The 13,769-nt window shown below is 65.5% G+C and carries 11 protein-coding genes; 2 read left to right on the forward strand and 9 right to left on the reverse strand.

Annotated elements, in window-relative coordinates; genetic code table 11:
• Positions 1-17: 17 nt before the first annotated feature.
• Positions 18-1,424 carry an FAD-binding oxidoreductase gene (locus BEP01S_RS15360; RefSeq protein WP_062244988.1) on the reverse strand — a complete coding sequence of 469 codons (1,407 nt, stop codon included), beginning with the start codon at positions 1,422-1,424 and terminating at the stop codon, positions 18-20.
• A 2-nt stretch (positions 1,425-1,426) separates the two neighbouring features.
• Positions 1,427-2,488, reverse strand: coding sequence for a pyridoxal phosphate-dependent aminotransferase (locus BEP01S_RS15365; RefSeq protein ID WP_062244991.1), 1,062 nt, complete (start codon positions 2,486-2,488; stop codon positions 1,427-1,429).
• A gap of 214 nt (positions 2,489-2,702) precedes the next feature.
• On the opposite strand from BEP01S_RS15365, the gene BEP01S_RS15370 reads away from it, so the two are divergent.
• Entirely contained in the window at positions 2,703-4,178 is a 1,476-nt protein-coding gene (locus BEP01S_RS15370) for a malate:quinone oxidoreductase (protein WP_062244995.1), read from the forward strand.
• Positions 4,179-4,262: 84 nt separating this feature from the next.
• Here the strand turns inward: BEP01S_RS15370 and BEP01S_RS15375 are convergent, their stop codons facing one another.
• The 3 genes from BEP01S_RS15375 to BEP01S_RS15385 form a co-directional block, all read right to left on the reverse strand.
• Complete coding sequence (locus tag BEP01S_RS15375; RefSeq protein ID WP_039207887.1) at positions 4,263-5,087, reverse strand: bifunctional allantoicase/(S)-ureidoglycine aminohydrolase; 825 nt, start codon at positions 5,085-5,087, stop codon at positions 4,263-4,265.
• A 34-nt stretch (positions 5,088-5,121) separates the two neighbouring features.
• Entirely contained in the window at positions 5,122-6,429 is a 1,308-nt protein-coding gene (locus BEP01S_RS15380; RefSeq protein ID WP_083532763.1) for a DUF6986 family protein, read from the reverse strand.
• A 108-nt stretch (positions 6,430-6,537) separates the two neighbouring features.
• The gene (locus tag BEP01S_RS15385) at positions 6,538-7,917 is read right to left on the reverse strand and encodes an NAD-dependent malic enzyme (RefSeq protein ID WP_062245000.1); all 1,380 of its coding nucleotides are present in this window, start codon (positions 7,915-7,917) and stop codon (positions 6,538-6,540) included.
• Between the two features lie 162 nt (positions 7,918-8,079).
• Here BEP01S_RS15385 and BEP01S_RS15390 point away from each other — a divergent pair, with 162 nt between their 5' ends.
• The gene (locus tag BEP01S_RS15390; protein WP_039207890.1) at positions 8,080-8,859 is read left to right on the forward strand and encodes an IclR family transcriptional regulator; all 780 of its coding nucleotides are present in this window, start codon (positions 8,080-8,082) and stop codon (positions 8,857-8,859) included.
• A 20-nt stretch (positions 8,860-8,879) separates the two neighbouring features.
• Here the strand turns inward: BEP01S_RS15390 and aceE are convergent, their stop codons facing one another.
• The 4 genes from aceE to uraD all read right to left on the reverse strand — a co-directional run bounded on the left by aceE (position 8,880) and on the right by uraD (position 13,575).
• Positions 8,880-11,627 carry a pyruvate dehydrogenase (acetyl-transferring), homodimeric type gene (gene aceE / locus BEP01S_RS15395; protein ID WP_062245003.1) on the reverse strand — a complete coding sequence of 916 codons (2,748 nt, stop codon included), beginning with the start codon at positions 11,625-11,627 and terminating at the stop codon, positions 8,880-8,882.
• 96 nt (positions 11,628-11,723) lie between these two features.
• Complete coding sequence (pucL, locus tag BEP01S_RS15400; protein ID WP_062245006.1) at positions 11,724-12,608, reverse strand: factor-independent urate hydroxylase; 885 nt, start codon at positions 12,606-12,608, stop codon at positions 11,724-11,726.
• A 155-nt stretch (positions 12,609-12,763) separates the two neighbouring features.
• Complete coding sequence (gene uraH, locus BEP01S_RS15405) at positions 12,764-13,087, reverse strand: hydroxyisourate hydrolase (RefSeq protein ID WP_062245009.1); 324 nt, start codon at positions 13,085-13,087, stop codon at positions 12,764-12,766.
• A complete protein-coding gene (gene uraD, locus BEP01S_RS15410; RefSeq protein WP_062245012.1) occupies positions 13,084-13,575 on the reverse strand; it encodes a 2-oxo-4-hydroxy-4-carboxy-5-ureidoimidazoline decarboxylase in 492 nt (163 codons plus the stop codon). The genes uraH and uraD overlap by 4 nt, the downstream gene beginning before the upstream one ends.
• Positions 13,576-13,769: the final 194 nt, after the last annotated feature.

The raw sequence follows: 13,769 nt of genomic DNA on the forward strand, positions 1-13,769 counted from the left end.
TTCGGTCACCCGAGGTCTCAGCCGAGCATCTTCCCCGGGTTGAGGATCCCCAACGGATCGACCGCCGCCTTGATCGAGGTCTGCAGCGCCCGCGCACCCGCATCGAGTTCGCGCACCAGCCAGTCCTTCTTCAGATACCCGACGCCGTGCTCACCCGTGATCGTCCCACCCAGGTCGAGCCCCAGCTGCATGATCGCAGCGAACGTCTCCTTCGCCTCGGCCACACTCGCCGGATCGTGAGCATCGAAGAGCACACTCGGATGCATGTTCCCATCCCCGGCATGCCCGGCCGTGGACACCTCCACCGAATGCCCACCCGCGATCTCGTCCAACCTGGCGAAGAACTCGCCGAGGCGGGACCGAGGAACGCACACATCATCGATGAGCTCTCCCCCACCAAGCCCCGACACGTACTTCTCCATCGCCGGAGACACCGCCCGACGAGCCGCGACCAACATCTCCGAATCCGCCGGATCATCGGAGAAGAACACCTCATCGGCGCCCTGCGCCCACGCGATCGCCTCGAACGATTCCAGCTCGGTCACACCGGCCTGCCCCGGAGCATCCGACTGCACCAACAACAGCGCACCGGCCCCGTCGGGCAGTCCGAAATCACCATAGGCATTGATCATGCCCACGGTGCCTCCGTCCATGAGCTCCAACATCGACGGGGCCGCCCCGGAAGCCATGAACTCCGTCACCGTACGCCCGGCCGACTCCATATCGGGAAAGATCCCGACCCCGGTCACCGGCGGCGCCAACAGCGGTTTGAGCCCGAGCGTGATCTCGACGATGACGCCCAGAGTCCCCTCGGACCCGACGAACAGACCTGCCAGGTCGAGACCGGCCACCCCCTTCGCCGTCTGCCGACCCAACCGGGTCACTGTCCCGTCGGCGAGGACCACGGTCAGACCCCGCACATAGTCCCTCGTCACTCCGTACTTCACACAGCACATGCCACCGGCGTTCGTCGCGACGTTCCCGCCGATCGTCGAGATCGCCACCGACCCCGGATCCGGCGGATACGACAGACCATGCTCGGCCAGCGCGGTCTTGAGGTCCTGGTTGATGACTCCGGGCTGGATCCGGCAGGTCTGGTCGACCTCGTCGATATCGACGATCGCGTTCAGCTTCGCGACGTTGAGCAGGATCGCGCCGTCCGTGGCGTTCGCCGCCCCCGACAGTCCCGTCCTGGCACCCTGAGTGACCACCGGGATCCGATGCGCGGTGGCGAACCGCATCACCGCGACCACATCATCGACGTCGGCAGCACGAACGAGCGCCGAGGCGGTCCCCGCCGGACAGAACAGGGCTTTGTCCGACGAGTAGGAGTCGATGACATCCCGATCGGTGACCAGGGCGCCCGAGCTCAGTTCGGCCGCAAGTCCGTCCAGTTCCGTGCCCACCGTCGTCTCCGCGCTCATCGTCACAGGGACGCGGCGACCTTGAGCACACGGTCGAGTGCCTCATCGGGTCCGATGCTCACGCGCACGCCGCCCTGCAGTCGACGCACGGCCACGGCCTGCTTCGCGCACTCGCCTTCGAAGGCGACGGCCGCCTCGGGGTCGAGCGCAATCCACACATAGTTGCCCTGAGCATCGGGCACGGACAGACCCAGGTCCCGCAGATCATGAGCGAACCGGTCGCGCACCGCGGCGATCTCCTTGGCGCGCACGGCCACCTCGTCGACGCGTGCCAGGGATTCCCGAGCCGCGGCCTGGGCACCGGCGGTGACGGAGAACGGCGCGATGACCTGTCGCATCGCCGAGGCGATCTCGGCGTCGGCGATGCCGAAGCCCACGCGCAGACCTGCCAGGCCGTGCGCCTTCGAGAAGGTGCGGGCGAGCACGAGGTTCGAGTGCTTGCGGTAGGCGGCGAGGGAGTCGGCGGCCTCGGTGGCGAATTCGAGGTACGCCTCGTCGAGGACGACGATGACAGACTCGGGCACCTCGGCGAGCAATCCCTCGAGTTCGGCATCGGTGATCGTCGGACCGGTCGGATTGTTCGGCGAGCACAGCAGCACGAGGCGGGTCGTGTCATCGATCGCCGCGGCCAGCCCGGCGAAGTCGTGCCGACCGTCTTCCAGCAGAGCGACGGGGCGCTTCTCCGCGCCCCGCGCCGAGGCGAGGATCGGGTACATCTCGAACGACGGCCACGGATAGACCACGGACGTGCCCGCTTCGAGGGTGATGTTCGTCAGCGCCGTGAGGACCTCGGAGGCCCCGGCGCCGGGGACCACCTCGGCGGGTTCGACATCGAGGTGGGAGGCGATATCGGCCACGAGCGCGGCTGCGGTGGGATCGGGGTAGTTCCCCGGAATCGCAGAGGCGGATGCCACCGATTCGACGACACCCGGCAGCGGCGGCAGGTGGTTCTCGTTCGACGACAGTTTGTACGGGGTCAGGCCGGGGGATGCGACGGGAGGCTTGCCGGGAACGTAGGGAGGGAATTCGGCGAGCGCGTCACGGAGCTGGAAACGTTTGGACATGTGCCCATAGTTGCATATCTTGTGGCGGGCAACACAGACTGTCTTGCCAAAGCGTCCGAATGGTCGGATAAAGGCGAGCAGGGCGGACGTCCATCCGCTGTGAGAATGCTCTCGCGACGCTTCGTTCCCTCCTCCCGGGTTACAGGTGGGCCGATGCCGGAGAGTACCCTGAGAGACGAATACATGTAGTCAGAGACGAGGAATGAGAGTCCAAATGCCCTCACCGCAGGAAAAAGTCGACGTCGTCTTGATCGGCGGCGGCATCATGAGCGCCACTCTGGGCGCCATGCTGACCGAACTTCAGCCCGATTGGGACATCCGTGTCTACGAGAAGCTCGACTATGTGGCAACGGAGAGCTCCGACCCCTGGAACAACGCCGGCACCGGCCACGCCGCACTCTGCGAACTCAACTACACCCCTGAGGACTCCAACGGTCAGATCGACCTGGAAAAGGCCTCGAACATCAACCAGCAGTTCCACCACTCGCGCCAGTACTGGTCGCACCTCGTCGACACCGGTGTCATCACCGATCCGACGACCTTCATCAATCCCATCGCCCACGTCAGCTACGGACGCGGCGACAAGGGACGTGACTACATCAAGAACCGCTACGAGACGATGGTGCGCAATCCGCTGTTCGCGGACATGGAATACACCGAGGACGCGGACACTCAGGCCGAATGGCTGCCGCTGATGTTCTCCGGCCGCGGTCCCGGGCAGGTCAACGGCATCTCGCGCATCAAGCAGGGCACCGACGTCGACTTCGGCTCTCTGTCGTCTCAGCTGCTCAGCTACGTCGCCGCCAAGGGCGCGACCGTGCGCACCAGCCACCAGGTCACCGACCTCGACCGTTCCTCGGACGGCTGGACTCTCACCGTGAAGGATCTGCTCTCGCACGAGACCCACCAGGTGGGCGCGAAGTTCGTCTTCGTCGGCGCCGGCGGCGGTGCACTGCCGCTGCTGCAGAAGTCCGGCATCCCGGAGGGACGCGGCTACGGCGGCTTCCCGGTCTCCGGCTACTTCCTGCGCACCGCGAACCAGGATCTCGTCGCCCGCCACCAGGCGAAGGTGTACGGCCAGGCCGCTCAGGATGCTCCCCCGATGTCGGTGCCGCACCTCGACACCCGTGTCGTCGACGGCCAGGACTACCTGATGTTCGGCCCCTACGCCGGCTTCTCGCCGAAGTTCCTCAAGAAGGGCCGCTTCACCGATCTGCCGCTGTCCGTGCGCGGAAACAACATCGGCACGATGCTCAATGTCGCCAAGGACAACACGGACCTCGTCACGTACCTCCTCGGTGAGCTCGCCGCAACGAAGAAGGCCCGCTTCGAGGCCCTGCAGACCTTCATCCCCTCCGTCGACCCCGCCGACTGGGAACTCATCCAGGCCGGTCAGCGCGTGCAGGTGATGAAGAAGGATCCGAAGAAGGGCGGCGTCCTCCAGTTCGGCACCGAACTCATCTCGTCCGCCGATGGTTCGCTGGCAACCCTGCTCGGTGCTTCACCGGGTGCCTCGACCGCGGTGCCGATCATGATCGATCTGCTCAAGACCTGCTTCCCGCGTGAGTACGCAGGTTGGGAGAAGACCTTCAAGGACATGATCCCCTCGCTGGGTCGCGACCTCGTCGACGACGAGACGCTGCTCAAGGAGGTCTCCGAGTACACCTCGCGGACCCTGCAGCTCATCTGACTCAGCGCCTCATCTGACTCAGCGCAGACATAAGAAGCGGCCTGCCGGAATCACTTCCGGCAGGCCGCTTCTTGTCTCAGGGCCTCAGAGCTCGACCTGACGGTTGACGTCCTTGTACAGCAGGTAGCGGAAGCGTCCGGGACCGCCGGCGTAGCAAGCCTGCGGGCAGAAGGCGCGCATGGAGATGAAGTCGCCTTCCTGCACCTCGACCCAGTCGCCGTTGAGACGGTAGACGGCTTTGCCCTCGAGCACGTAGAGGCCGTGCTCCATCTCATGCGTCTCCGCGAACGGGATGACCGCTCCGGCTTCGAAGGTGACGATGTTGACGTGCATGTCGTAGGCGAGGTCGTCCGGATCGAGCGGACGGGTCGTGCGCCAGCGTCCGTCGGTTCCCGGCATCGGTGACGGTTCGACATCGGCTTCGTTGCCGAACTTCGCTTCAGGGGTCAGTCCCGCCACGGGCTGGTAGCGTTTGCGCACCCAGTGGAAGCGGGCCGCCTCGGTGCCGGTGGACTTCGCCGACCACGTCGAACCTGCGGGCAGGAACGCGAACCCGCCGGGGGTCAGCGTGTGCGCGGTGCCCTCATGGGTGACCTCGAGCGTTCCGGCCATGACGAAGAGGAATCCCTCGACCTCGGGCTGCGGTTCCGGTGCCTCTGAGCCTCCGCCAGGGGCGACTTCGAGGATTGTCTGCGAGAACGTCACCGCTCCCCCGGCCACGGGCTTGCTGAGCACCCACGACCGGGTCCCGGTCCACTCGGGCAGGTTCGAGGTGACGATGTCGCGCATCACTCCGCGCGGGATGACCGTGTAGGCCTCGGTGACGAGTGCGCGGTCGGTGAGCAGATCGGACTGCGGCGGGTGACCGCCGGTCGGGGCCCAGTAGGTGTACGGGTCGGTCGTCGTCATGGGTGGGATCTCCTTCGGTCTGTGGTCAGTCTGCTCAGTCGAGCGAGCCGCTGCGGGCGAGCTGCCCGAGTTGGGTGAGGCTGAGGTTCGTCCGCGAGGTCACGAACTCCTCGGTGTGGGCTCCGCAGACGAGCCCCCGGTCGAGGTAGCGGGCGAGAGCCTTCGCGGTGGCGGGTTCGTCGAGGACGGTCGAATCGGCCTTGAACACGTAGTCGTGCAGGCGCTGCGCCGCCCGTGCCCCGCCTTCGCGGTAGAACGCGAAGGTCGCTAAGAACCGGGTCGGCAACTGGTGCGGGTGCAGGTCCCAGCCCTGGTAGATCCCCCGCTTGAGGTGGCGGCGGACGAGTCCGGCGTGCAGGGCCCACGCATGGTGGACCTCTGCGGGTTCGCCGAGCGGGAGGATGTTCGTCGACCCGTCGGAGAGGTGGACTCCGGTGCCGGCGACGGCGAGCATCATCTGGTTCTTCGCGAAGTCCGCGACCGGATGATCCATCGCCTGGTAGGCCGCGGCTACGCCCATCGACGCCGAATAGTCATACGTTCCGTAGTGCAACGAGGTCACACGCCCGGCCCCCGCCTGCAGCGCCGCCGCCAGCGGAACGGTGCCGTCCGCGGCGAGGACGATCTGCGGAGTCTCGACCTGGATCTCGAACGTGATCGTCCCCTCGCCGAGGCTGTGCTCGGCTTCCAGCGCACGTGCGGCGAGCACCATCGCCCTCACTTGGTCGACGGTGCTGACCTTCGGCAACGTGAGCACGAGGTTCTCCGGCAGTCCGCCGCCCGCCTTGATGAGCTCGGACAGGAACAGGTCGAGAGTGCGCAGACCGCGCTCCCGGGTCGGCTTCTCCATGCATTTGAACCGGATGCCCACGAAGCCGGGGGCGCCCTTCTCGGTGCGGCCGGCCACCGCATCGCGGGCGGCCTGGACGACCCACCGGTCCTCGGTCTCATCGCCCTGGTCGCCGAAGCCGTCTTCGAAGTCCAGACGCAGGTCCTCGATCGGTTCGCGTTCGAGCTTGGCGGTGACCGCCTCGGCGAGGAGTTCGGCCTCTCTGGCCACCTGATGAATGCTCGCCACCTGGCCGGGGACTGCGGGACCGGATTCCTTCCGGGCGGCGGTGATGACGCGTTCGGCCAGCTGCAGCATTCCGCCATGGGCCTCGACGCATTCGAGCGCCTGCTGTCCCCACTGATGAGGCAGGTTCGCACTCGTACGGTGGCCGGGGACGTAGACGGTGTGCACGGGTTGGCGGACATCGCGGTCTCCGGGGTATGCGGTTGCCAGAAGCTCGTCCGTGTCTCCCAGCAGTGAGTCGATATCGGCCAGTGTTGATCGTTCCACTTTCACATTCTCTTTCTCTGCACGGGGTTCGACGGCGAGGCGGCGGTGCCGGGCCTGGCCACATTGTCTCTCATTCCCCACCCCCAGGCACGGAGACTCTCTGAGGTTTCAGGACGAGACCTGGGCGACCGCCTCGGCGACCTTCGTCGCGACCTCCGGGTCGAACACGGAGGGGATGACGTAGCCGGGGTGGAGTTCGTCCTCGGGTATGCACGAGGCGATGGCGTCGGCCGCGGCGACCATGATGTTCTCGTCGACGTCGCGGGCTTCGGCGTCGAGGAGTCCGCGGAAGATTCCGGGGAACGCGAGCACGTTGTTGATCTGGTTCGGGAAGTCGCTGCGGCCGGTGGCCACGACGGCTGCGTGCTTCGCCGCCTCGGCGGGGTCGACCTCGGGGTCGGGATTGGCCATGGCGAAGACCAGGGCGTCCTTGTTCATCGCTGCGATGTCGTCGCCGTTCAGCACGTTCGGGGCGGAGACGCCGATGAACACGTCGGCACCGACGACGGCTTCCTTCAGGCTGCCCGCGAAGCCTTCGGGGTTCGTGTTCGCCTGCAGCCACTTCTTGTGGTCGGTGTCGACCGTCGAGTCCGGACCGATCGCCCCATCACGTCCGCAGGCGATGATGTTCGTGGCCCCGGCGACCTGCAGGAGACGGATGATGGCGTTGCCGGCCGCGCCGACTCCGGAGACGACGATCCGCAGATCCTCGAGCTTCTTGCCCACGACCTTGAGCGCGTTCTTCAGTGCGGCGAGGGTGACGACGCCGGTTCCGTGCTGGTCATCGTGGAAGACGGGGATATCGAGTTCTTCGCGCAGGCGGGCCTCGATCTCGAAGCATCGCGGAGCCGCGATGTCCTCGAGGTTGATTCCGCCGTAGGCCGGGGCGATGGCCTTGCAGATGGAGATGATCTCCTCGGTGTCCTTCGTATCGAGCGCCACCGGCCAGGCGTCGACGTCGGCGAACTGCTTGAACAGCACGGCCTTGCCCTCCATCACCGGCATGGCCGCCTCGGGGCCGATGTCGCCGAGGCCGAGCACCGCGGTGCCGTCGGTGACCACTGCGACGGTGTTGCGTTTGATCGTCAGGCGGCGCGCATCCTCTCTGTTCTCCGCGATCGCCTTGCACACGCGGGCCACTCCGGGGGTGTAGGCGCGGGAGAGGTCGTCGCGGTTGCGCAGGGGCACCTTCGGAGTGGATTCGAGCTTCCCGCCGAGGTGGAGGAGGAAAGTCCGGTCAGAGACCTTGTGGACCTCGACTCCCGTCAGGGCATTGAGGGCGTCGGAGACTTCGTCGGCGTGGGCGACATCGCGGGTGTCGGCGCTGACGTCGATGATGACCGAGTGCGGAGTGGATTCGACGACGTCGAGGGCGGTGACTGACGCGCCGGTGGCGGCGGCCGCGGCGACGAGGTCGGAGGTCGAGGCCTTCCCGACCTCAGTGCCGACGCGCAGAGTGATGGAATATCCGGGGCTGGTGGCAACCATGGGCAATATCCTCCTTGATATCGTCTTTCCGTATTATGGATAGCAACTTTTGCCTAGTGGAAATTCTAGACCGTGTGAGTGAATTCGGAAAGTTTATTCCATTTCAGGGCTAGACTGAACGCAGTTTCACTGCCGAGACTCCCCACAGATTAAGGAACATCGATGAGCAGCAAGGACACCCCGGCGATCCGCCAGTCGAAGGGCGGCGTGCAGTCCGTCGAACGTGCGTTCGGACTGCTTGAGTGCATCGCGAACTCCGCAGGCTCCGCGACGCTGAGCCATATCGCCGCGGACGTCAATCTGCCGCTGCCGACGATCCACCGTCTGCTCAACACCCTGGTCAATCTCGGCGTAGTCCGGCAGCTGCCCGATCGCGGGTATGCGCTCGGACCCGGGCTGGTCCGCCTCGGAGATATCGCCGGATCTCAGCTCGGCGCAATTGCCCGGCCCTATCTGCGCGAACTCGTCGCCGAACTCGGGGAATCGGCGAACGTGGCGACGATGGACGGAGACATGGTCGTCTACGTCGATCAGGTCGCGTCGGAACGGCAGATGAGGATGTTCACCGAGGTGGGACGCCGTGCCCATATGCACGCCACCGGGGTCGGCAAGGCCATCCTCGCGGGCCTCGATTCCGAGCAGGTGCGGCATATCGCCACCACCGCCGGAATGCCCACTCCCACGGAGTACAGCATCGGGACGATCGACGGTCTCGAAGCCGAGCTCGAGCTCATCCGCGAGCGCGGCTATGCCATCGACGAACAGGAGCAGGAGCTCGGAGTGCGCTGCTTCGCCATGGCCATCCCCGACTCCCCCGCCCCCTTGGCGATCTCCGTATCAGGGCCGATCAGCCGCGTCGACCAGTCATTTGCCGATCGCGCCGTGCCGCTGCTCAAAGAAGCGGCCGCCCGCATCTCCGCAGAGATGCAGAGCGGCCGCTGACCCTGCGCTCCTGAACCTGGTCAGGAGTCTCCGCCGGCCGTTCCCGAGGTTCCGGCGTTGACGTCGTTGAGGCGATAACGTCGAGCCGCCTCGGCGGGGATGGACCCGTCGATCTCACCGCGCTTGGCGAGCAGCTGCAGGGTGCGCACGACCATCGAGTGCGCGTCGATCTTGAAGTGCCGGCGAGCGGCCGCACGGGTATCGGAGAAGCCGAACCCGTCGGCGCCCAGCGTCGCGAAATCGTGGTCGAGGAACGGCCGGATGAGGTCCGGCTGGGTCGAGTCGAAATCGCTCGTGGCCACGATCGGCCCCGGGTGACCTTCCAGCTTCTGCCGCACATAGGGCACGCGATCCGCGGCTTCGTCGTCGCCTGCGGCCGCGTTGAGTTCCGCGGCTTCGCATTCGAGACCGTCACGGCGCAGCTGCGCCCACGAGGTCACCGACCATACGGCGGCGTCGACGCCCCAGTCGGCTGAGAGCAGCTCCCGGGCTTCGAGCGCCCAGGGCACTGCCACACCGGAGGCGAGCAGCTGCGCTTGCGGACGGTCGCCCGCAGCCGCCTCGGCGACGCGATGGATTCCCTTGAGGATGCCCTCGACGTCGACGTCCTCCGGCTCAGCGGGCTGGAGCATCGGCTCGTTGTACACGGTGAGGTAGTACATGACGTTGCGCGCGTCTTCGCCGAGGTCGTGCTCGCCGTACATGCGGTGCAGACCGTCGCGGACGATGTGACCGATCTCGTAGCCGTAGGCCGGGTCGTAGACGCGCACGGCCGGGTTCGTGGCCGCGAGCACCGGTGAGTGTCCGTCGGCGTGCTGCAGTCCTTCGCCGGTCAGGGTCGTCCGTCCGGCGGTGGCGCCGATGATGAACCCGCGGGTCATCTGGTCGCCGGCGGCCCAGAAGGCGTCGCCGGTGCGCTGGAACCCGAACATCGAGTAGAACACGTAGATCGGGATCATCGGTTCGCCGTGGGTGGAGTACGCGGTTCCGGCGGCGGTGAAGCCGGCTGCGGCACCGGCTTCGTTGATGCCCACGTGGAGGAGCTGACCGCTCACGGCTTCTTTGTACGAGAGGAACATCTCGCGGTCGACGGCGAGGTAGTTCTGCCCGTTCGGGTTGTAGATCTTCGCGGTCGGGAAGAACGCGTCGATTCCGAAGGTGCGGGCCTCATCGGGGATGATGGGCACGATCCGCTCGCCCAGTCCCTTCTCGCGCATGAGGTCCTTGAGCAGCCGGACGAAGGCCATCGTCGAGGCCGCCATCTGCTGCCCGGAGCCCTTCTTCGTCTGCGAGAACGCCTTGTCACTCGGCGCAGGCAGGGTGATCCGGTTGTTCTCCGGTTTGCGCGTCGGCAGGAATCCGCCGAGCTGACGCCGGCGGTCGAGCATGTACTGGATCTCCTCGGAGTCCTTGCCCGGGTGGTAGTACGGCACCGCGTACGGGTCTTCGTCGATGACCTTGTCGCTGATCGGGATGTCCATCCGATCACGGAAGGCCTTGACGTCGGCGGCGGTGAACTTCTTCATCTGGTGGGTGGCGTTGCGGGACTCGAACGTCGTGCCCAGTCCGTAGCCCTTGACGGTCTGGACGAGGATGACGGTCGGCTTGCCCTTGGTGTTCACGGCCTTCTGGTAGGCGGCGAAGACCTTGTGATAGTCGTGGCCGCCGCGCTTGAGGTTCCAGATGTCGTCATCGGTCAGGTGGTCGACGAGGCCCTTCGTCGCGGGGGTCCGGCCGAAGAAGTTGTCGCGGATGAATCCGCCGGATTCGGCCTTGAAGGTCTGGTAGTCGCCGTCGAGGGTCTCATTCATGATCTTCACGAGGTCGCCGGTGCGGTCCTTGGCCAGCAGGTCGTCCCATTCGCGGCCCCACAGCACCTTGATGACGTCCCAGCCGGCGCCGGTGAATGTGGCTTCGAGCTCCTGGACGATCTTTCCGTTTCCGCGCACGGGTCCGTCGAGGCGCTGGAGGTTGCAGTTGATGACGAAGGTGAGGTTGTCCAGCCCTTCGTTCGCGGCCAGCTGCAGGGCGCCGCGCGATTCGGGTTCGTCCATCTCGCCGTCGCCGAGGAACGCCCACACTCGCTGGTCCGAGGTGTCGGTGATGCCGCGGTTGTGCAGGTAGCGGTTCATCTGCGCCTGGTAGATCGCGTTGATCGGACCCAGACCCATCGACACGGTCGGGAACTGCCAGAATTCCGGCATCAGCCGCGGGTGCGGATACGAGCTCAGTCCGTGCGGTGCGCGTGAGACCTCCTGGCGGAATCCGTCGAGGTCAGCCTCGGTGAGGCGGCCTTCGAGGAAGGCTCGAGCGTACATTCCCGGTGAGGCATGGCCTTGGAAGAAGATCTGATCGCCGCCGCCGGGATGGTCCTGGCCGCGGAAGAAATTGTTGAACCCGATTTCGTAGAGGGTGGCGGCTCCGGCGTAGGTGGAGATGTGACCGCCCACGGAGATCTCGGGCCGCTGCGCCCGGTGGACGAGCATCGCGGCGTTCCAGCGCAGCCACCTGCGGAAGCGGCGTTCGACCTTCTCCTCGCCGGGATAGAACGGCTCCTGGTCGACGGGGATCGTGTTGACGTAGTCAGTGGTGGTGACCTTGGGTTGGGCGACGGAGTTCGTGGCCGCGCGTGCACGCAGCGCCTCCATGATCTCGCCCGCGCGCTGGGTTCCGCGCGCGTCGACGAGCCCCTCCCAGGACTCGATCCATTCATCGACTTCTTCGTCGGTGATTCCCCTCGAACTCGCCGAGGTTGTGTCCTGTGTCATAACGGGGGTTTCCTTCTCACGGGGTCCGGGCTCCCGGAACAGTACCCCGGGAGCCCGGAGATGGAAAGTCCTGTCTCAGCAGGTGATGGTCAGATCTCAGCAGAAGCCGGCGATCTGTGCCCAGGCATCCTTGTTCTCGTCGACGCCGTCACGGGTGAAGGTGGCTTCGATGAGGCCGTAGGGGCGGTCGGCGACGATGAAGACCTCGTTCGGATTCTCGAGTCCGAAGCGTTCGATGTCGTAGAGGAAGTGATGCTTGTTCGGGCAGGAGAAGCGGATCTCGTCGATCTCCGGCACGGCCTCGATGACCTTCTCGCCCATCTGGTACAGCGTGTGCTGCAGGGCGTGGGAGAAGTGATCGGTGAAGGAGTCGAGGATGATCTCCTTGACTCGGCGGTACACGGCTTCGAAGTCGAGGTCGGTGGTGTTGTAGATCCAGCGGGTGGCGATATCGGTGGCCAGTATCCGGTCCTCGGTCTCCGGCAGAGTCGTGTATTTGTCCTTCGGGTAGCCGACGAAGCCGGATTCCGTGGTCTTGAGCACGGTGAGTCCGTTGAAGCCGGAGATCAGCGTGTCCTTGTCGCCGTCGCGGGTGAAGACGGCGGTGCGGACCTCGGGTGCGGACTTGAAGAACGAGTGCTTGTGGTCGTTGATCCGGTCCCAGCCGTATTCTTCGGCCTCCCAGCGTCCGCCGGTGACCCAGTCGAAGCTTGAGGTGAAGTGGTCGGCCAGGCCCATGAGGAACTGTTCGGGCGAGCTCACGCCCAGTTCCTTGGCCTTCGCGAAGACCGTGTTCTTCTGGGTGTCGGTGGCGACGACGTGTTCGTTGTTGCCTTCGGTATGTGCGGTCTCGAAGTCGCCCCACAGCTGCGAGGTGACGTTGAGATCGCGGATCTCATGGCGGTCAGAATCGCGGTAGACCCGCATCAGTCGGTTCTCCGCCTTGCCGTACTGGTTCGATGTCAGTCGGACCTTGCTCATTTTCTTCCTCCAGTTCGTCGGCGTGCGAGCCTGCGCACACCGTGACCATTCGATTGGCGAGGCCTGCCGGAACGGACCGGTCGGCTTCGGCGGTTTGTTGAGGATGGAGATCCTGCAGGGGGCCTGCTTCCCCTGATTGCGATTATGTGAGCGGCTCAGCTGCCGCGGTAGGTGCTGTAAGCGAAGGGGCTGAGCAGCAGCGGAATGTGATAGTGCTCCTGCCCTGCCTGAACGGTGAAGTCGATGGTGACAACGGGGTGGAAGTGGTCGATCTCCCGGGCTTCGAAGTAGTCGCCGGTGCCGAAGACGATCCGGTAGTCTCCCGGCTCAAGGTGGTCGGGGCCGAAGTCGGAGACTCTTCCGTTGTCGTCGGTGCGGGCCGAGACGATGACCTCGTCACCGGAGTAGAGAGTGACTTCGAGGTCGGCGGCCGGGGTGCCGACCATCGAGTCGAGTGCGTGGGCGGTGATGAAGCTCATGCGAGGATTCCTTCGAGTCTCAGTTCGGCGATCTGGATGAGCTGTTCGCCGACCTCGGCGGTCTCATCCTCTTCGGTATTGTCCATGCGGCGCTGCAGTTCGGACAGGATCTCTTCGGGTGCGCGCCCGGCGGCGCGGATGAGGAAGACGCGGTCGAAGCGGGCTTCGTAGGCGGCGTTGCCCTCGGCCAGCTGGGACTGCACATCTGCTTCCAGGGTGCCGAGTCCGGCCTGTTCACGGCTCGAGTGGGCCGCCTCGGCGCTCTCGCCCTTCGCCTTCTCACCGATGCGCGGATGGTGGGACATGGCCGCGTCGATCTCGGCGGTGGTCAGCGGTGCAGCGGATCGGGACGCGGCCGTCGCGGAGTCGAGGTCGGTCAGGGGGCGGGCATCGACGATCGCGTCGATCCACCGGTCGACATCGAGGCAGGGACGCAGAACTCCGCGGGCGTCATCGGCCGGGAGTCGATTGAACTCGGCCAGGTCCACGGTGACCTCCTAGGCAGGCGCTGAATGACTTTCACCGTTCGGAATACCATTTCCGAACAACTGATCCGAGTCTGCTGGGCGCCATCGGCAATGTCAAATTGCTCACACATTTTTGTGGAAACTTTCTTCCGTATGGTGGATACTGTTCATGTGGCAACTGCCGCACACCCGGTCATCGACGATGAGGTTGAATG

Source organism: Brevibacterium epidermidis NBRC 14811 (genome assembly GCF_001570805.1).
In the GTDB taxonomy this organism is placed as follows: Bacteria; Actinomycetota; Actinomycetes; order Actinomycetales; family Brevibacteriaceae; genus Brevibacterium; species Brevibacterium epidermidis.